Source organism: Streptomyces sp. SAJ15 (assembly GCF_007595705.1).
Classification (GTDB): Bacteria; Actinomycetota; Actinomycetes; order Streptomycetales; family Streptomycetaceae; genus Streptomyces.
Genome location: NZ_NISY01000007.1, coordinates 335,894 through 354,710, shown reverse-complemented (window position 1 = coordinate 354,710; position 18,817 = coordinate 335,894). Strand labels below are relative to the sequence as shown.

Genomic DNA, 18,817 nt, shown 5'->3' with positions numbered 1-18,817 from the left:
TCCCCGCGCGGCCCTAAAAGGCGTCCAGTAGGGTTTGGTCCGCATAAACATCCAAACCCCTGCCCGCACCGGGCCGGCGACCGACCAGCGAGACGGCCGCAGCCGGCCGCGCGGGCGAGACTCTCGGGAAGGCGCTACGTGAGTCCCAACGGCTCCGACCGCTCGTCGCGGCGCCCGGTGCGGCGGAAGCTGCTGCAGGCGCTGGCCGCGGGCATGGTCCTGGCGACCGCCACCGGTTGCACATCTAAGGACTTCCCCAACCTCGGGATGCCCGACCCCGTCACCGAAGAGGCGCCGCGGATCCTCTCCCTGTGGCAGGGCTCGTGGGCGGCTGCGCTCGCCACGGGCGTTCTGGTCTGGGGCCTGATCCTGTGGAGCGTCATCTTCCACCGGCGCAGCCGGACCAAGGTCGAGGTTCCTCCGCAGACCCGGTACAACATGCCGATCGAGGCGCTGTACACCGTGGTCCCGATCATCATCGTCTCGGTGCTCTTCTACTTCACCGCGCGCGATGAGAACGAGCTCCTCAAGGTCGACAAGAAGCCCGACCACGTCGTCAACGTCGTGGGCTTCCAGTGGAGCTGGGGCTTCAACTACCTGGAGAACGTGGACGGCAACAAGTCCACGGGCTACACGTACAAGGAAGCCAAGGAGGGCCAGAAGCTCCCCAAGGCGAACACCCCGCCGGAGAACATCTCCAACATTCCGGACCGGATGATGGCCACCCTGCCCGCGGGCGTGGACGGCGTCTACGAGGTCGGCACCCCGGGCGAGAAGACCCCGGGCAACCCGAGCCCCGGTCCGACGCTGTGGCTGCCCAAGGGCGAGACCGTCGAGTTCATCCTGACCTCGCGTGACGTGATCCACTCCTTCTGGGTGATCCCGTTCCTGATGAAGCAGGACGTGATCCCGGGCCACACCAACCGCTTCCAGGTGACCCCCAACAAGGAGGGCACCTTCATGGGCAAGTGCGCCGAACTCTGCGGCGTGGACCACTCCCGCATGCTCTTCAACGTCAAGGTCGTCTCGCCCAAGGAGTACCGCGAGCACCTCCAGGACCTGAAGAAGAAGGGCCAGACCGGCTTCATCCCGTCCGGCATCGAGCAGACGGAACCCGCCAAGAACGCGGAGACCAAGCAAAAGTGAGCATCCTCAACGAATCTCAGGGTGCCGACGCAACCGCCTCCTACGAGGAAGAGTTGCCGGTGCGCCGTAAGCAGCCCGGGAATGTCGTCGTCAAGTGGCTGACCACCACGGACCACAAGACGATCGGCACGCTCTACCTGGTCACGTCGTTCGCGTTCTTCTGCATCGGCGGCGTGATGGCGCTCTTCATGCGCGCCGAGCTGGCCCGTCCCGGCACGCAGATCATGTCGAACGAGCAGTTCAACCAGGCGTTCACCATGCATGGCACGATCATGCTGCTGATGTTCGCCACCCCGCTGTTCGCCGGTTTCGCGAACTGGATCATGCCGCTGCAGATCGGCGCGCCCGATGTGGCGTTCCCGCGGCTGAACATGTTCGCCTACTGGCTCTACCTGTTCGGCTCGCTGATCGCGGTCGGCGGCTTCCTCACCCCGCAGGGTGCGGCCGACTTCGGCTGGTTCGCCTACTCCCCGCTGTCGGACGCGGTCCGCTCGCCGGGCGTCGGCGCCGACATGTGGATCATGGGTCTGGCCTTCTCGGGCTTCGGCACCATCCTCGGTTCTGCTCACCGGTGTGCTGGTGCTGCTGGCCTTCCCGGTGCTGGCCGCCGCGCTCTTCGCGCTGGAGGCGGACCGCAAGTTCGGCGCCCACATCTTCGACGCCGCCAACGGCGGTGCCCTGCTGTGGCAGCACCTCTTCTGGTTCTTCGGCCACCCCGAGGTGTACATCATCGCGCTGCCGTTCTTCGGCATCATCTCCGAGATCATCCCGGTGTTCTCGCGTAAGCCGATGTTCGGTTACATCAGCCTCATCGCGGCGACCATCTCGATCGCGGGTCTGTCGGTGACCGTGTGGGCCCACCACATGTACGTCACGGGCGGCGTGTTGCTGCCGTTCTTCTCCTTCATGACGTTCCTGATCGCGGTTCCGACCGGTATCAAGTTCTTCAACTGGATCGGCACGATGTGGAAGGGAAGCCTGAGCTTCGAGACGCCCATGCTGTGGGCGGTCGGCTTCCTGATCACCTTCACCTTCGGTGGTCTGACCGGTGTCATCCTGGCCTCGCCGCCGATGGACTTCCACGTCTCGGACTCGTACTTCGTGGTGGCGCACTTCCACTACGTGATCTTCGGAACCGTGGTCTTCGCGATGTTCGCCGGCTTCCACTTCTGGTGGCCGAAGTTCACCGGGAAGATGCTGGACGAGCGGCTGGGCAAGATCACGTTCTGGACGCTGTTCATCGGCTTCCACGGCACCTTCCTGGTGCAGCACTGGCTGGGCGCCGAGGGCATGGCCCGCCGTTACGCGGACTACCTGGCCGCCGACGGCTTCACCACGCTGAACATGATCTCGACCGTCAGCTCCTTCCTGCTGGGCCTGTCGATCCTGCCGTTCTTCTACAACGTCTGGAAGACCGCCAAGTACGGCAAGAAGATCGAGGTCGACGACCCGTGGGGTTACGGCCGTTCGCTCGAGTGGGCCACCTCCTGCCCGCCGCCGCGGCACAACTTCCTCACCCTGCCGCGGATCCGCTCCGAATCCCCGGCGTTCGACCTGCACCACCCGGAGATCGCGGCGCTCGACCAGCTGGAGAACCTCGGGGCGGGCGACGATGACAAGGCCCTCGCGGGCGGCAAGGAGGCCGGCAAGTGAAGGTCCAAGGCCGGATGTTCATCTGGCTCTCCGTCTTCGTCCTCGTGATGGCCGTGGTCTACGGCGTCTGGTCGAAGGAGCCTGCCGGCACCACCGCGCTGTTCCTGGCCTTCGGTCTCTGCATCATGATCGGTTACTACCTGGCCTTCACGGCTCGCCGGGTGGACACCGGGGCGCAGGACCGTAAGGACGCCGAGGTCGCCGACGACGCCGGTGAGCTGGGCTTCTTCTCCCCGCACAGCTGGCAGCCGCTGTCGCTGGCGGTCGGTGGCGCGCTCGCCTTCATGGGCGTCGTCTTCGGCTGGTGGCTGCTCTACTTCTCGGCCCCGATGATCATGATTGGTCTCTTCGGCTGGGTCTTCGAGTACTACCGCGGCGAGAACGCGAACCAGTAGGGCGTAGGCCGCGCCGGCCCACGGTCGGCGCGGCACCCGTCCTCGGGCCAGGGGCCCGGACACCTTCACAGGTGTCCGGGCCCCTCGGCGTTTCCGGACCCCTCGTCCCGTCCGGACCCCTCGTCCCGTCCGGGGCCCTCGTGCTGACCGAAGCCCTCGGCGTCTCCGTCGCCGTCCACGGCGGCCCGATAGCCCGTTCGGCGGTACTCCACGCGCCAGAAGGGATGGATTTGCATACTTTGTGACCATGAGTCACCGTCCTCGTTCGCGTACGGCATCACTTCGCGCCGGGTGCGCGCTGCTGGTCGGACTGGTCGCGGCCGGCGGCGCCGCCTGCGGCGGCCCCTCCGGGCAGGCGCTCTCCGCCACCCCGTACGACGCCACGGGACAGATCTCCTTCAGCGGGGTGGGGGGCGACCGGAAGGCCGATCCGGACAAGCCCCTGGAAGTGACCGCCAAGGGGGACGGCAGCCGCATCACGGATGTGACGGCCACGGACGCCGCAGGACGGTACGTACGCGGCGAACTGAGCGCCGACGGCACCAGATGGCGCTCGACCGCTCCGCTCGCCGCAGGGGCCCACTACACGCTGCGCGTGAGCACCGAGAACGAGGACGGCAGGCCCGGCCGGCGGGTGATCGGCTTCGACACCGCCCCGGCCGGCAAGCAGTTGCGCGTGACCTTCGGCCCGGAGGCGGGCACCTACGGGGTCGGCCAGCCCATCACCGCCCGGCTGAGCCGGCAGGTGGAGGACCCCTCCGCGCGGGCCGTCGTGGAGCGCGGACTGAAGGTGGAGTCGCGCCCCGCGGTGCAGGGCCTGTGGCACTGGGTGGACGGTCGGACGCTGCACTACCGGCCGCGCGAGTACTGGCCCGGCCGCGCCACCATCACCGTGCGCTCCACGCTGACCGGTGTCCGCGTCGGCGGCGAGCTGCACGGCGCCGCCACCAAGCCGCTGACGCTGCACACCGGGCCGCGTCTGGAGGCCATCGCCGACGCCGGCACCCATCACATGACCGTGCTGCGGGACGGCGTCGCCATCCGCACCATCCCCATCACCACCGGCAAGCCCGGCTTCGCGACCCGCAACGGCGTCAAGGTGGTCCTGGCCAAGGAACCCTTCGTACGGATGCGCGGCACCAGCATCGGCATCCCCGAGGGCAGCTCCGACTCCTACGACCTGCCGGTCTACTGGGCCACCCGGGTCACCTGGAGCGGCGAGTACGTGCACGCGGCGCCCTGGTCGGTGGGCGCCCAGGGAGCGGCCAACGTCAGCCATGGCTGCACCGGTATGAGCACCGCCGACGCCGAGTGGTTCTTCAACACCGTACGGGTGGGCGACATCGTCAAGGTCGTGGGCAGCGGCGGCGCCACCATGACGCCGTTCGACAATGGCTTCGGCGACTGGAACATGTCCTGGGAACAGTGGAGCGAGGGCAGCGCCCTGGCGGGCCCGGCGACCGGTGGCGCGGCGGGACGGGACGCGGGCGGCCCGGCCGACACGGCCAGGCTGCGCCCCGGGGTGTGACGACGGGCCGGTGGCCACCCGTACGGGGGACGCGCGGATCAGGCCGCCCCGACACGCGGATCAGGCCGCCCCGACACGCGGATCAGGCCGCCCCGGCGTCCGGATCAGGCGGCCCCGAGCGTGGTCCGCCGGCGCAGCAGGCCGGCCAGCGCCTCGGCGAAGATCACCGGGTCCACCGGATGGGTGACGGCGGCGTCCGCGCGGCTCCAGGTGGCCAGCCAGGCGTCCTGCGCGCGGCCGATGAGCAGCAGCACCGGAGGGCAGCGGAAGATCTCGTCCTTGATCTGCCGGCACACCCCCATGCCGCCCGCCGGAACCGCCTCCCCGTCCAGCACGCAGGCGTCGACGCCGCCCTCCTCCAGGGCCGCCAGCACCGCGGGGAGGGTGGCGCACTCCAGGAACTCCACCGGCGGCACATCGGCCGCGGGGCGCCGCCCGGCAGCCAGCCGGACCTGCTCGCGAACGGTCGCGTCATCGCTGTAGACCAGGACCGTGGCGGTCGGCTGCATTGTTCCTCCAGCTCGTAGACGGCCTTCAGGGCACGGCTTCGGTTCGGAACCGTTGCGCGGATGCTACTCCTCGGCCATCTGCCCGGGCAGGGTCCCGCCCATGCGCCGATGGGCCGTTCGGGCAGGGCACACGCCGTTGACACACCGAACGGCACCCCCCGGAGTGAGGGCTGGATAAGCGACCGACATAATGTCGGTCGTGGCGACAGCAACAGCAGTAGATACCGGGCACGCGCACCCGTCGGTCAACCGGCCGAACCTCACCAGCGTCGGAACCATCATCTGGCTCAGTTCCGAGCTGATGTTCTTCGCGGCCCTCTTCGCGATGTACTTCACCCTGCGATCGGTGACGGGCTCCGAGCACTGGAAGGAGATGGCTTCGGCCCTCAACTTCCCCTTCTCGGCCACCAACACCACGATCCTGGTGCTCTCCTCCCTCACCTGCCAGCTCGGCGTCTTCGCCGCCGAGCGCGGTGACGTGAAGAAGCTCCGTATGTGGTTCGTGATCACCTTCGTGATGGGTGCGATCTTCATCGGCGGCCAGGTCTTCGAGTACACCGAGCTGGTCAAGCACGAGGGCCTCTCGCTCTCGTCCGACCCGTACGGTTCGGTGTTCTACCTGACCACCGGCTTCCACGGACTGCACGTGACGGGCGGACTCATCGCCTTCCTGCTGGTCCTGGGCAGGACGTACGCGGCCAAGAGGTTCACCCACGAGCAGGCGACCGCGGCCATCGTCGTGTCCTATTACTGGCACTTCGTCGATGTCGTCTGGATCGGCCTCTTCGCCACGATCTACATGATCAAGTAATCCGGTGCCCAGGGGCTCGCGCGTCGAGCCCCGCGCCGGAACAACGTCCTCAAGCATCGACGCAGAAGATCCTGACACCGGGGTAATCCGTGAAAAAGCTCTCCGCACGACGACGCCATCCGCTGGCGGCGGTCGTCGTCCTACTCTTCGCGCTGGCGGTCACTGGGGGGCTGTACGCCGCGTTCGCGCCCGCGGACAAGGCGAAGGCCGATGACACTTCCCAGTCCCTCGCCATCGAGGAGGGCAAGAAGCTCTACGCCGTCGGCTGCGCAAGCTGCCATGGCACCGGCGGTCAGGGCACGTCCGACGGCCCGTCCCTGGTAGGCGTGGGCTCCGCCGCCGTCGACTTCCAGGTCAGCACCGGCCGTATGCCCGCGCAGCAGCCGGGCGCCCAGGTGCCGAAGAAGAAGAACATCTACACGGACGCGCAGATCGAGCAGCTGTCCGCGTACATCGCCTCCCTCGGCCCCGGCCCGGAGACGCCGACCAAGGAGCAGTACAACCCCGCGGGTGCCGACACCGGCAACGGTGGCGTGCTCTTCCGTAACAACTGCGCTCAGTGCCACAACTTCACCGGCAACGGTGGCGCGCTGACCCACGGCAAGTACGCGCCGCCGCTCGACGGTGTGTCTCCGAAGCACATCTACGAGGCCATGCAGACGGGCCCGCAGAACATGCCCTCCTTCCCGGACACCACCATGCCGGAGAAGGAGAAGCGGGACATCATCGCTTACCTCCAGAAGGTGAACAGCGAGGAGACGGAGACCCCTGGCGGCCTTGAGCTGGGCGGGCTCGGCCCGGTCAGCGAGGGCCTCTTCGCCTGGGTCTTCGGCATGTCCGCCATGATCGTCCTCGCCATCTGGGTCGCCGCCCGGACTGCAAAGGCCAAGAAGTCATGAGTAGCCAAGACACTTCACACACTGAGAACCTGCCCGAAGAGCAGGGCAAGGGCGCGGTAGCGACCCACGACAACCCGTTCGCCGACCCGGGGATGCCGCCGCACGAGCACCGCATCCAGGACATCGACGCCAAGGCCGCCGCGCGGACCGAGCGTACGATCGCGCTGCTGTTCGTGATCTCGATGCTCTCCACGGTCGCGTTCATCGCCTCCTACGTGGCCTTCCCGGTCGACAAGATCGTCTACGTCTGGCCGATCGGGCACGTCAGCGCGCTCAACTTCTCGCTGGGCATCACGCTGGGCCTCGCGCTCTTCTGCATCGGCGCGGGTGTGGTCCACTGGAGCCGCACCCTGATGTCCGACGTGGAGATGGTGCAGGACCGGCACCCGGTCAGCGCCGACGAGGACGTCCGGGCCCAGGCCTACGAGGACTTCCGGATCGGCGCCGAGGAGTCCGGCTTCGGTCGCCGCAAGCTGGCCCGCAACACGCTCTTCGGCGCGGTCGCGCTGGTGCCGCTGTCCGGCCTGGTGCTGCTGCGTGACCTCGGCCCGATGCCGGAGGACAAGCTCCGGCACACCAAGTGGGCCAAGGGCAAGCGGCTGATGAACCAGAACACCATGCAGCCGCTGCGTCCCGAGGACATCGCCGTGGGCTCCCTCACCTTCGCCATGCCCGAGGGCATGAGCGAGGAGGACCACGACTTCCAGGTCCAGATCGCCAAGGCGGCCCTGATGATCGTCCGGATCCAGCCGGACAACATCAAGGACAAGCAGGAGCTGGACTGGTCGCACGACGGCATCGTCGCGTTCTCCAAGATCTGCACCCACGTCGGCTGCCCGATCAGCCTGTACGAGCAGCAGACCCACCACGTGCTGTGCCCCTGCCACCAGTCGACCTTCGACCTCGCCGACGGCGGTCGGGTGATCTTCGGCCCGGCCGGCCACGCCCTGCCGCAGCTGCAGATCACGGTGAACAAAGAGGGCTACCTCGAGGCCATGGGTGACTTCGCGGAGCCCGTCGGCCCGGCCTACTGGGAGCGCGGATGAGCACGTCAACCGATACGCGCCGCGAGGGCGGCAAGGCCCCGCGCGGCGAGCGTCTCGCCGACTGGGCGGACGGCCGGCTCGGCACCAACAAGATGGCCAAGGGCGCGCTGCGCAAGGTCTTCCCGGACCACTGGTCGTTCATGCTGGGCGAGGTCGCGCTCTACAGCTTCGTCATCATCATCCTCACGGGTGTGTACCTGACGCTGTTCTTCCACCCCAGCATGGAAGAGGTCACCTACCACGGTCCGTACGTGCCGATGCAGGGCGTGCGGATGTCCGAGGCGTTCGCCTCGACCCTCGACATCAGCTTCGAGGTGCGCGGTGGTCTGCTGATCCGTCAGATCCACCACTGGGCCGCGCTGATCTTCCTCGCGGCGATGCTGGTGCACATGATGCGGGTGTTCTTCACCGGCGCCTTCCGCAAGCCGCGTGAGGTCAACTGGCTCTTCGGCTTCCTGCTGCTGGTGCTGGGCATGTTCACCGGCTTCACCGGCTACTCGCTCCCGGACGACCTGCTGTCCGGTACCGGTATCCGGTTCATCCAGGGTGTGTTCCTGTCGATCCCGCTGGTCGGCACGTACATCTCGATGTTCGTGTTCGGCGGCGAGTTCCCGGGCATGGACGTGATCCCGCGGCTGTACTCGGTGCACATCCTGCTGCTGCCGGGCATCATGCTCGGTCTGGTGGTCGCCCACCTGATCCTGGTCTTCTACCACAAGCACACCCAGTGGCCGGGCCCGGGCAAGACCGAGAAGAACGTCGTCGGCATGCCCTTCATGCCGGTCTACATGGCCAAGGCGGGCGGCTTCTTCTTCCTGGTCTTCGGTGTCATCGCGGTGATCTCCGCGATCGCGACCATCAACCCGATCTGGGCCATCGGTCCGTACCGACCCGACCAGGTCTCCACCGGCGCCCAGCCCGACTGGTACATGGGCTTCGCCGAGGGTCTGGTCCGTGTGATGCCGGGCTGGGAGATCAACCTGTGGGGCCACACGCTGGTCCTGGGCGTTTTCATCCCGATCGTGCTCTTCCCGATCGTGCTCCTGGCGATGGGCGTCTACCCGTTCATCGAGGCCTGGATCACCGGTGACAAGCGCGAGCACCACCTGCTGGACCGGCCGCGGAACCGGCCGAACCGCACCGCCTTCGGTGTGGCCTGGCTGACCGCGTACTTCGTGATGCTGGTCGGTGGTGGCAACGACCTGTGGGCCACCCACTTCCACCTGTCGATCAACGCCATCACCTGGTTCGTCCGGATCGGCTTCTTCGTCGGCCCGGTGCTGGCCTTCATCGCGACCAAGCGGATCTGCCTGGGTCTGCAGCGGCGCGACAAGGACAAGGTGCTGCACGGTCGCGAGACCGGCATCATCAAGCGCCTGCCGCACGGCGAGTTCATCGAGGTCCACGAGCCGCTCTCGCAGGAGCAGCTGCACACCCTCACCTCGCACGAGCAGCCCAAGCCGCTCGAGCTCGGCCCCGAGGTCGACGAGAACGGCGTGAAGCGCAAGATCAAGCGCTCGGAGAAGCTCCGCGTGAAGCTCTCCAAGAGCTACTTCGGCGAGGGGTCGCAGATCCCGAAGCCGACCGCCGAGGAGTACCACGAGATCACCAGCGGCCACGGCCACCACTGATCTCCGAGCAGGACCAGCTGACGCCACAGCCGAGGGCCTCGGCCCGCCCCTTGAGGGCGGTGCCGGGGCCCTCGGCCCCTTTTTTTGAGGCTCGCTCGCCGGTGAAGAAGGGCGGGGCCGGACCGTGGGGGCCGCGGGGCCTCGCGGATGTCCGCTCCTCGGGCAACGCGCCGGACGGTCGCCGGGCGCCGATAGGCTGAGCATGCGCACCCGCGCGTACGCGCGCGGTGCGTCAAGGGCGTGGCGCCGCGCGCAACGGCGCGGACCGCGCGGATCGACGCGGATGAGACCGACCACCCAGGAGTGTGGACCATGAACGTTGTGACCCCGGCAGGCGGCGACAGCGCGACGGCCCGCACCTGGCCGGACGTACTGAACTCGCTGCTGAGCGGCGCCGACCTGAGCGCCGGCGACACCGCGTGGGCGATGGACCGGATCATGCGGGGCGAGGCGACCGACGCCCAGATCGCCGGCTTCGCGGTCGCCCTGCGGGCCAAGGGCGAGACGGTCGCCGAGGTGTCCGGACTCGTCCAGACCATGTACGCGCACGCCAACCTGATCGAGGTGCCCGGCCCCACCGTCGACATCGTGGGCACCGGCGGCGACCGCGCCAGGACGGTGAACATCTCCACCATGTCGGCGCTGGTCGTCGCGGGCACCGGCGCCAAGGTCGTCAAGCACGGCAACCGCGCCGCGTCCTCCGCCAGCGGTTCCTCCGACGTCCTGGAGAAGCTCGGGGTCAATCTGGACCTGACCCCGCGCCGGGTGGCCGAGGTGGCCGAGGAGGCCGGGATCACCTTCTGCTTCGCGGTGAAGTTCCACCCCGCGCTGCGGCATGTCGCCCCCGCCCGGCGTGAGCTGGGCATCCCCACCACCTTCAACTTCCTCGGCCCGCTGACCAATCCGGCGCGGGTGACGGCCCAGGCCACCGGCGTCGCCGACGCCCGGATGGCGCCCATCCTCGCCGGTGTGCTCGCCGAGCGCGGCTCCTCCGCGCTGGTCTTCCGCGGCGACGACGGCCTCGACGAGCTGACCGTCACCGCCACCTCGCGGGTGTGGGTGGTCCGGGACGGCGCCGTGCGCGAGGAGACCTTCGACCCCCGCGACGTCGGCATCGACCTGGTGCCGGTGGAGTCCCTGCGCGGCGCCGACGCCTCCTACAACGCGGACGTCGCCCGCCGACTGCTGGCGGGCGAGACCGGCCCGGTGCGGGACGCGGTGCTGCTCAACTCCGCCGCCGCGCTCGTCGCCCTGGCGCCCGACGACCGGCCGCTCACCGCGCAGATCGCCGACGGCATCGAGCGCGCCGCCGAGGCCGTCGACTCCGGCGCCGCGCGTGCGGCCCTGGACCGCTGGGTGCTCGCCACCTCCCGCTGACCGCGGCAGCCTGTTCCGGGGGCCGGAGGTCCCGGCCCCACGGCCCCCGGTCCCGCGGGCTGGCGTACGGTCAGTACCGCCTGGCCGAGGGCGTTGGGGTGCAAAGCCACCCCACCATGTCCTCAGCCGAGGTAGGTCGGCGGTGCGCCCGCCGGCCGGCGATCCCGTCCGGCCAGCCCGACGACGGTCGGACTGGCCGTCCGGGATGCGGACCGCGGTTGCGTCAGGGCGATCGTTTGGCATACTTGCGGTCAGGTCACGAGTGACAGCGACTACGGCCCCGGCCCGCTGTCCGGCAACCCTCCGTCCGTGGCGGGGTGCCCCGGGTGATGACCGGGTCGCAGGCAGCGAGGTCTGCGGCAAGCGCGGATCCCTCGCCAGGGATCCTGGTCGTCGAGGGAGCTCTTCCGTGATTCAGCGAATGCTCTAGGGCCTACGGCCCGTTCTCTTCCCCCTCCGCCGCCGCGGCACAGCCGTCGCGCGCGTTGAGGCGACACCCCGTGCCCCGGGCCCCGTTCGGCCGCCCCGCGCGGGTTTTCTGAGCCATTCCGCACTGTCCTGCCGGGAGATACCGCCATGTCCGCATGCCCTGAAACCGCCACCGTCGGCACCTGCGTCGACACCCCCGCCCCCTCGGTCTCGGCCGCCGCGCCCGGCGCCGACGCCTGCGCCGACCCCGACTGCGCGCCGCTGCCGGTGCTGGGCGAGGACGTGCTCGTGCCGCTGGTGACCGGCGGCGAGGTCACGTACGCGGCGCTCGACTACGCGGCCAGCGCGCCCGCGTTGCGGCGGGTGTGGGACGACGTGGCGGCGTACGCGCCGTACTACGGGAGCGTGCACCGGGGAGCGGGCTATCTCTCGCAGCTGTCGACCGACCTGTTCGAGAACAGTCGCACGACGGTGGCGGACTTTCTGCGCTGCCGCGCCGACGACCAGGTGGTCTTCACCCGCTCGACCACCGACTCGCTGAACCTGTTGGCGGCCGTACTCCCGCCCGCCACGCGGGTGTTCGTCTTCGAGACCGAGCACCACGCCTCGCTGTTGCCGTGGGGGCGTCGGGAGGACGTCGAGGTGACGTATCTGAGCGCGCCGCGGTCGCCGCGGGAGGCGGTGCGGACGCTGGAGCGCGCGCTGGTCGACCGCGAGCCGTACGGGCCGGCCCTGGTCTGCGTGACGGGTGCGTCCAATGTGACCGGGGAGTTGTGGCCGGTGCGGGAACTGGCCGCCGCCGCCCATGCGCACGGGGCGCGCATCGTGGTCGACGCCGCGCAGCTCGCGCCGCACCACCCGGTGGACCTCGCCGGGGACGACCTCGACTGGGTGGCCTTCTCGGGGCACAAGCTGTACGCGCCCTTCGGCTCCGGGGTGCTGGCCGGGCGGGCCGACTGGCTGCGGGACGCCGAGCCCTATCTGGCGGGCGGCGGCGCCAGCCGCGCGGTCGCGCGCCGCGGCGACGGCGGGGTGGACGTGGAGTGGCACACCACCGCCGCGCGGCACGAGGCCGGTTCGCCCAACGTCATCGGCGCCTACGCCGTCGCCTCCGCGTGCAGGGCGCTGACCGAGGCCGGCTTCGACCGGTTGGTCGACCGCGAGCGGCGGCTGGTCGCGGCGGTGCGCGCGGGGTTGGCGGAGGTGCCCGAGGTGCGGGTGCTGTCGTTGTTCGGCGACGACGCCCCGCGCGTGGGCGTCATCTCCTTCGTCGTCGACGGCTGGAACAGCTCGCACTTCGCCGCCGCGCTCTCCGCGGAGTACGGCATCGGGGTGCGGGACGGGCTCTTCTGCGCCCATCCGCTGGTGCGCACCCTGCTCGGCGGCGAGCCCCAGGAGCAGGGGGAGTGCGGCGCCCCGGAGGCGGTACCCGGCGAGCGGTCGCTCAACGCCATCCGGGTGAGCTTCGGCGCGGGAACACCCGACGAGCACGTGGAGCGCTTCGTGGCGGCGGTGAAGGAGCTGGTCCGCGACGGCGCCAAGTGGCGCTACCGGACGGAGGGCGGGCGCTGCGTCCCGGACCGGGGCTGATGCCGAAGGTGTCGGACCGGGGCTGATCCCGCGGGGTGCCGGGCGGGGGCGGCGGACGCCCCCGCGGGCACGGCGGGGTCGGGCTCAGCCTTCGAGGCCGATGGCGAACGCCGCCTCCAGGTCGTGCTGCGAGTAGGTGCGGAAGGCGACGTGCGTCTCGGTCGAGGCGACGCCGGGCACCTTGTTGATCTGGCCCGGGATGGCGTCCGCGAGGTCGTCGTGCCGGGCCACCCGCACCATCGCGATGAGGTCGTGCGCGCCGGTGACCGAGTACACCTCGCTGACCCCGTCGAGAGCGGCGATCTTCTCGGCGATCTCGGGGATCTGGTCGACGCTGGTCTTGATGAGCACGATCGCGGTGATCACGGTGGGCTGTCTCCCTCACTGGGGCCGGCTGCGCTCTTCACTCTATCCCGCCGGGCTCCCGCCGCCCCCTTCGATCGAGGTGGCCCCGCGCCCTTCGGGCTGCCGCCCGAACCGTGCCCAGGCGAAGAGGAAGCCCAGCACGAAGCCGATCAGATGGGCGAGGTAGGCCACGCCCGGTCGGGAGCCGGTCTCACGCACGGCCAGCCACTGCAGGGCGAACCAGAACAGCAGCACCAGCCAGGCCGGGAAACGCAGCGGCAGGAAGAGCAGGAACGGGAAGAGGCTGGTCACCCGCGCCTTGGGGAAGAGCCACAGAAAGGCGCCGAGCACCCCGGAGATGGCCCCGGAGGCGCCCACCAGGGTCTGCGAGGAGTCGGCGTGGGCCGCGGCGTAGCCGAGGAGCGCCAGATATCCGGTGGCGAGGTAGAAGAGGGCGAACTGGAGGCGCCCCATCCGTTCTTCCGCCATCGCCCCGAAGACATACAGAAACAGCATGTTGCCGAGCAGATGCAGCCAGTTTCCGTGCACGAAGAGCGCGGTGAGGGGCGTCAGTGGTTCGGTGGGGGGACCGCTCCAGAGCTTGCTGGGGATCACCCCCCAGCGCTCGAAGTACGCCGACTGGGCCTGGAGCAGGTCGCCGCCCACGCCGTAACCGGGGTTCAGGCCGGAGGCCGGTCCGATGGCGAAGACCAGGCAACAGGTGCCGATGAGGGCGTAGGTCACCGTGGGCCGGGCGTAACCCGCTGATGACTCGATCATGGGCAGATCATGGCGTACCGGGAGCTACCTGCACAGAGCGCCTCGCCGCGACCACCCGCTGGCCCGGCCCCCGCCCTCCCCGGGCTTCAGGCCGTAGGGTTACAGCACGCGGCATGGACAGCATGCGGCGCTGAGCACGCGCGACGCCCCACCCCCAGGGATGAGCCGCCCGGCGCGGAGCCCTGTGGAGAACCGAAACCGGAGAGAGGACGACGATGGCCGTTCCCCAGCCGACCGCGGAGACCCGCTGGCGCTGCACCCTGTGCGGAAATCTGACCAGGTTCGACGTGACCCGCTCGATAAGGGCCACCGACTATGTCCACCTGGATCTGGCGGGAGAGTCGAGGGTCGAGGAGCGCGAGGTGCTCAGTGAGACCATCGAGTCGGTGCGCTGCCGCTGGTGCGACGCGGTCGACCGGATCGAGCTGGTGGACCGCCCGGGGACGGGCGCGAGCGCGAGCGCGTGAGAACGGAGAAGTGACAGGTGGTGGAGCGGACGGGCGGCCCCGAGGCGGCCGGTGACGCCGACGGCGGCATCGAGGCGCTGGACCGCCCCCTGCCGGAAGGGGTGCGACGGCGCGTCGTGGCGCTCGTCGCGGACGCCTTCGGCGGCCTGACGGTCACCGAACTCCCACCCCAGTTGCGGCAGTACGCCCGTTTCACCCCGACCCGCCGGGCCAAGTTCGCGGGCAACGCCATGGCGGCCGCGGTGGAGAGCGATCCGGTCTTCCGGCAGCGCATCGCGGGGCGACTGCGCGAGACCCAGGCCGAGCTCGCGGAGGCCATCGAGGGCGGCTCGCCGCCGGCCGCCGCCGATCCGGTGGACGTGGCGGCGCTGGCGTATGTGCTGCGACCGACCGGCTGGGTCAAGCTGGTGGACGCCGCGGGCGAGGAGGCGCAGCGCGCCAACGCCGAGCGCGCGGGCGAGGAGGCCGAGCGCGAACTGCGGCAGCTGCGCGAGGAGCTGTCCGAGGCGCGCTCGATCGCGCGCGGTGACGCCGAGCGGGCCCGCGCGGAGCTGGAGGCGGTCCGCAAGGAGGTCGACGGACTGCACCGCAAGCTGCGCAGCGCGCTGAGCGACGTGAAGCGGGGCGAGGCGGCGCTGCGCAAGGTCGAGGCGGAGTTGGAGGCGCAGCGCGCCGCGGCGGCCGCGCAGCAGGCCATGGCGGAGGGCGAGGCGCGGCGGCTGCGGGCCCGGGTCGCGGAGGCCGAGTCGGGGCTGGAGGCGAGCCGGCGGGCGGCGCGTGAGGGCCGCACCTTCGAGGACATGCGGGTGCGGCTGCTGCTGGACACCGTGCTGGACGCGGCGCAGGGGCTGCGCCGTGAGCTGGCGCTGCCCCCGGCCTCGACGCGCCCGGCGGACACGGTGGACGCGGTGGAGCCGGGCCGGATGACGCCCAAGGACATCGCGCGCCGCGCGCTCTCCGAGACCGACCCGGCGCTGCTCGACCAACTGCTGGCGCTGCCGCAGGCCCATCTGGTGGTGGACGGCTACAACGTCACCAAGACCGGTTATCCGACGATGCCGTTGGAGAAGCAGCGGCTGCGGCTGCTGGGCGGGCTCGCGGTGCTGGCCGCGCAGACCGGCGCCGAGATGACCTGTGTCTTCGACGGGGCCGAGCTGGCCGCCCCGGTGCTGTTGGCGCCGCCGCGCGGGGTGCGGGTGCTGTTCAGCAAGCCCGGGGTGACGGCGGATGAGCTGATCCGGCAGCTGGTGCGGGCCGAACCGCCGGGGCGTCCGGTGGTGGTGGTCTCCACCGACCGGGAGGTGGCCGACGGAGTGGCGAAGGCCGGCGCTCGTCCGGTGGCATCGGCACTGCTGCTCAAGCGACTTGCCCGGATCTGATCCTGGATGTCCCGCTAGATCCCTGGTTGACCGCGGAGGCGGAACGTCAACTCGCCGTCACGGCCCGTGTGATGTTGGTAAAAACTGAGGGTGGTGGGCGAGATTTTGCCCAGTGGGATTTGAAGGGATCACGATGACATTACTAATGTCTCCCCTCGAACCTCCGCGCGTTTGATCACTCATCCGGAGTGGCAGCGGGGGAACCGCCGAGTCCGCGGGTGCGTCGCGCGGAGCCGGGGCTCGCCCCCACCACCCGGCAGGCGGCTGGAGGAAGAAGGAGCTCGTCTCCGTGGCGTCCCACCGTCGACCCAAGCAGCCGAGCCGTACTCGGGTAACCGTCCTCACCGCGACCGCTGCCGCCGCCGTGGCCCTCGGGGCCCAGGCCGCCCACGCCGATCCGAAGCCGTCCAAGAAGGACGTCAAGGCCCAGGTCGACAAGCTCTACGAAGAGGCCGAGAAGGCCACGGAGCAGTACAACGGCGCCAAGTCCAAGCAGGAGACGCTGGAGGAGCAGGTCAGCACCCTCCAGGACAAGGTCGCGCGCGGCCAGGAGGAGCTCAACGAGCTGCGGGACGGCCTGGGTTCGATGGCCGCCGCGCAGTACCGCTCCGGTGGCATCGACCCCTCCGTGCAGCTGCTGCTCTCCTCCGACCCGGACAGCTACCTGGAGAAGGCGTCCACCCTGGACCAGGTCAGCAGCAAGCAGGCCGCCGCGATCAAGCAGATCGGCGACAAGCAGCGCACGCTCAAGCAGCAGCGCGAAGAGGCGTCCACCAAGCTGACGGACCTCTCCGCCACCCGTAAGTCGTTGGGCGAGAAGAAGACCGAGATCCAGGGCAAGCTGGCCAAGGCGCAGCAGCTGCTCAACTCCCTGACCGAGCAGGAGCGCGCGGAGCTCGCCGCCAAGGAGGAGGCGCGCGCCAAGGAGGCCCAGAAGCGCGCGGAGCGCAGTTCCGAGGACCGGCCGACCGACCTGGGCGACGACGCCCCGCAGTCCGGTCGTGCCTCGGCCGCGCTGGCCGCCGCCAAGACCAAGATCGGCGCCCCTTACGTCTGGGGCGCCACCGGCCCCAGCTCCTTCGACTGCTCTGGCCTGACCTCCTGGGCGTACGCCCAGGCCGGCGTCCAACTGCCGCGGATGTCCCAGGACCAGGCCAACGCCGGCACCCGGCTGGGGATGAGCGAGCTCAAGCCGGGCGACCTGGTGATCTTCTACGGCGATCTGCACCACGTGGGCCTGTACGCCGGCAACGGCCAGGTGCTGCACGCCCCGAAGCCGGGGGCCAATGTGCGCTACGAGTCGATCAACAACATGCCATTCCAGTTCGGCGTCCGGGTCTGACGCCGCTCCGGCGCGGAAGCCGCACCCGCGTTCCGCGCCGGACGACCCGTTCCGCCCCGAACGGCCGCGTTCGCGCGGGACGTCGGTTTTCGGTCGACACCCGGGAACGGCTTCCGGGCGCCGGCCACATGGCCCGTCCGCGCGAGGTCACGCCTTTCCGCGATACACCCACCCGGAACCGCCCGTCCGGGGGAAATCCCGGCACCGCGCCCTGACCCCCGCCGCCCCCTCGCCCCGTCGGTGACCTGCGTATCCGGCGGGGCGTCCGGTTGTCGCACGTGCCGCGGTTCGTGGACCGGGCTTTCTCACGTGGCTACTGTCTGCCCGCAGTTGTTCCCCAACTCAGCGGACGGCGTCCCCGTGCTCGCGGGGGCCGTCCCGAAGGGCGGCTTTCTGTGGCGTCCCATCGCCGTACCTCGCCGAACGGTCTCGACCGGACGGTGCGCGCGACCGTGCTGTCCGCCGCCGCGGCCTCGGCGGCGGCCGCGCTGTCGGCCTTCCCGGCCGGCGCCGAGCCGCGGCCCGCCGACCCGGCGAGCGCGAGGACCACCGTCGACCGGCTCTACCGGGAGGCGGAGCGGGCCACCGAGAAGTTCAACGCGGCGGGGGAGCGCACCCGCAGGCTGCGGGAGCAGCTGGACCGGCTGCAGGACCGGGTGGCCCGCGGTCAGGAAGGCGTCAACCGGATGCGCGGGGCCCTGGGCGCGCTCGCCGGCGCCCAGTACCGCTCCGGCGGCGTCACCCCGGGCGTGACCCTGATCCTCTCCGAGGACCCCGACGGCTATCTGGACAAGGCCGCCACGCTGGAGCGGATCGGCTACCAGCAGGCCGGTCAGCTGCGCAGCCTGCAGAGCGCCCTGCGCACGCTGCGCCAGCAGCGCGAGCAGGCGTCCGGGAAGCTCACCGAGCTGGCCAAGAGCCGCGCGGCCGCCGCGCGCCACAAGAAGACCGTGCAGCGGAAGCTCGCCACCGCGCGGAGGCTGCTGAACGCCCTGTCGCCGGACCAGCGGGATGCGTACGCGCGCAGCTCGCGCGACGTCGGCCGTCCCGGGGGGCTGCCCGGCATGGGGCAGGCCCCCGGCGCCTCCTCGGGCCGGGCCTCCGCGGCGCTCATGGCCGCGCGGCAGGCGGTCGGCGCGCCGTACGCGTGGGGCCAGGCCGGCCCCGGCGCCTTCGACTGCTCGGGGCTGACCCAGTGGGCGTACCAACGCGCGGGCGTGGCGATCCCGCGCACCTCGCAGGGGCAGCGCGGGGCCGGGACGCAGGTGCCGCTCTCCCAGGCCCGGCCGGGAGACCTGGTGGTCTACCGCGCGGACGGCAGCCATGTCGCCATCTACGCCGGCAACGGCCAGGTGATCCACGCGCCGTACCCCGGCGCCCGGGTGCGCTACGACCCGGTCGGCATGATGCCGATCTCCTCGGTCACCCGCCCGTGAGCGGCCGACCACGCGCTCTGGCGCCGCTCGGCTGGACTCGTACGATCTAACGCG

17 protein-coding genes, 1 pseudogene and 1 riboswitch are annotated in these 18,817 nt (G+C 70.4%); of the genes and pseudogenes, 14 read left to right on the top strand and 4 right to left on the bottom strand.

Translation table 11 applies throughout. The features are described from left to right. Positions 1–138 precede the first annotated feature (138 nt). From coxB to CD790_RS20680, 3 genes and pseudogenes are all read left to right on the top strand, one after another. Complete coding sequence (coxB, locus tag CD790_RS20690; RefSeq protein WP_144384768.1) at positions 139–1,146, top strand: cytochrome c oxidase subunit II; 1,008 nt, start codon at positions 139–141, stop codon at positions 1,144–1,146. Then, positions 1,143–2,799 (top strand): annotated as a pseudogene (locus tag CD790_RS20685) (cbb3-type cytochrome c oxidase subunit I). Before coxB ends, CD790_RS20685 begins: the two are co-directional and overlap by 4 nt. Further along, entirely contained in the window at positions 2,796–3,194 is a 399-nt protein-coding gene (locus tag CD790_RS20680) for a cytochrome c oxidase subunit 4 (RefSeq protein ID WP_144384767.1), read from the top strand. The pseudogene CD790_RS20685 and the gene CD790_RS20680 overlap by 4 nt, the downstream one beginning before the upstream one ends. A gap of 65 nt (positions 3,195–3,259) precedes the next feature. Here the strand turns inward: CD790_RS20680 and CD790_RS34735 are convergent, their stop codons facing one another. Further along, positions 3,260–3,430 carry a hypothetical protein gene (locus CD790_RS34735; protein WP_186319143.1) on the bottom strand — a complete coding sequence of 57 codons (171 nt, stop codon included), beginning with the start codon at positions 3,428–3,430 and terminating at the stop codon, positions 3,260–3,262. Positions 3,431–3,441: 11 nt separating this feature from the next. Here CD790_RS34735 and CD790_RS20675 point away from each other — a divergent pair, with 11 nt between their 5' ends. After that, complete coding sequence (locus CD790_RS20675) at positions 3,442–4,722, top strand: Ig-like domain-containing protein (protein WP_144384766.1); 1,281 nt, start codon at positions 3,442–3,444, stop codon at positions 4,720–4,722. Positions 4,723–4,826: 104 nt separating this feature from the next. Here CD790_RS20675 and CD790_RS20670 read toward each other — a convergent pair whose 3' ends face one another. Beyond that, entirely contained in the window at positions 4,827–5,231 is a 405-nt protein-coding gene (locus CD790_RS20670; RefSeq protein ID WP_144384765.1) for a hypothetical protein, read from the bottom strand. 190 nt (positions 5,232–5,421) lie between these two features. Between CD790_RS20670 and CD790_RS20665 the strand changes: the two genes are divergently transcribed. The 6 genes from CD790_RS20665 to CD790_RS20640 all read left to right on the top strand — a co-directional run bounded on the left by CD790_RS20665 (position 5,422) and on the right by CD790_RS20640 (position 13,014). Next, on the top strand, positions 5,422–6,042 hold the full coding sequence (locus CD790_RS20665; protein ID WP_144384764.1) for a heme-copper oxidase subunit III: 621 nt from the start codon (positions 5,422–5,424) through the stop codon (positions 6,040–6,042). Positions 6,043–6,131: 89 nt separating this feature from the next. Beyond that, the gene (locus tag CD790_RS20660; protein WP_144384763.1) at positions 6,132–6,941 is read left to right on the top strand and encodes a c-type cytochrome; all 810 of its coding nucleotides are present in this window, start codon (positions 6,132–6,134) and stop codon (positions 6,939–6,941) included. After that, positions 6,938–7,987 (top strand): ubiquinol-cytochrome c reductase iron-sulfur subunit, encoded by a 1,050-nt coding sequence (locus CD790_RS20655; protein ID WP_144384762.1) that lies wholly within the window; start codon positions 6,938–6,940, stop codon positions 7,985–7,987. Before CD790_RS20660 ends, CD790_RS20655 begins: the two co-directional genes overlap by 4 nt. Then, entirely contained in the window at positions 7,984–9,618 is a 1,635-nt protein-coding gene (locus CD790_RS20650; RefSeq protein ID WP_144384761.1) for a cytochrome bc complex cytochrome b subunit, read from the top strand. Before CD790_RS20655 ends, CD790_RS20650 begins: the two co-directional genes overlap by 4 nt. Positions 9,619–9,930: 312 nt before the next feature. Then, positions 9,931–10,995 (top strand): anthranilate phosphoribosyltransferase, encoded by a 1,065-nt coding sequence (gene trpD / locus CD790_RS20645; RefSeq protein ID WP_144384760.1) that lies wholly within the window; start codon positions 9,931–9,933, stop codon positions 10,993–10,995. 254 nt (positions 10,996–11,249) lie between these two features. Further along, a riboswitch (SAM riboswitch) is annotated at positions 11,250–11,367 on the top strand. A 204-nt stretch (positions 11,368–11,571) separates the two neighbouring features. Beyond that, on the top strand, positions 11,572–13,014 hold the full coding sequence (locus CD790_RS20640) for an aminotransferase class V-fold PLP-dependent enzyme (RefSeq protein WP_144384759.1): 1,443 nt from the start codon (positions 11,572–11,574) through the stop codon (positions 13,012–13,014). 84 nt (positions 13,015–13,098) lie between these two features. On the opposite strand, the gene CD790_RS20635 is transcribed toward CD790_RS20640, so the two are convergent. Continuing rightward, a complete protein-coding gene (locus CD790_RS20635; RefSeq protein ID WP_144384758.1) occupies positions 13,099–13,380 on the bottom strand; it encodes an Lrp/AsnC family transcriptional regulator in 282 nt (93 codons plus the stop codon). Positions 13,381–13,422: 42 nt separating this feature from the next. After that, a complete protein-coding gene (locus CD790_RS20630) occupies positions 13,423–14,139 on the bottom strand; it encodes a rhomboid family intramembrane serine protease (protein ID WP_144384757.1) in 717 nt (238 codons plus the stop codon). A 215-nt stretch (positions 14,140–14,354) separates the two neighbouring features. Here CD790_RS20630 and CD790_RS20625 point away from each other — a divergent pair, with 215 nt between their 5' ends. The 4 genes from CD790_RS20625 to CD790_RS20610 all read left to right on the top strand — a co-directional run bounded on the left by CD790_RS20625 (position 14,355) and on the right by CD790_RS20610 (position 18,763). Beyond that, positions 14,355–14,606: a hypothetical protein gene (locus CD790_RS20625; protein WP_144384756.1), complete on the top strand. Its 252-nt coding sequence runs from the start codon at positions 14,355–14,357 to the stop codon at positions 14,604–14,606. Positions 14,607–14,623: 17 nt separating this feature from the next. Beyond that, entirely contained in the window at positions 14,624–15,985 is a 1,362-nt protein-coding gene (locus CD790_RS20620) for an NYN domain-containing protein (RefSeq protein ID WP_144384755.1), read from the top strand. 289 nt (positions 15,986–16,274) lie between these two features. After that, entirely contained in the window at positions 16,275–17,327 is a 1,053-nt protein-coding gene (locus CD790_RS20615; protein WP_144384754.1) for a C40 family peptidase, read from the top strand. A gap of 395 nt (positions 17,328–17,722) precedes the next feature. Then, the gene (locus CD790_RS20610; protein WP_144384753.1) at positions 17,723–18,763 is read left to right on the top strand and encodes a C40 family peptidase; all 1,041 of its coding nucleotides are present in this window, start codon (positions 17,723–17,725) and stop codon (positions 18,761–18,763) included. Positions 18,764–18,817: the final 54 nt, after the last annotated feature.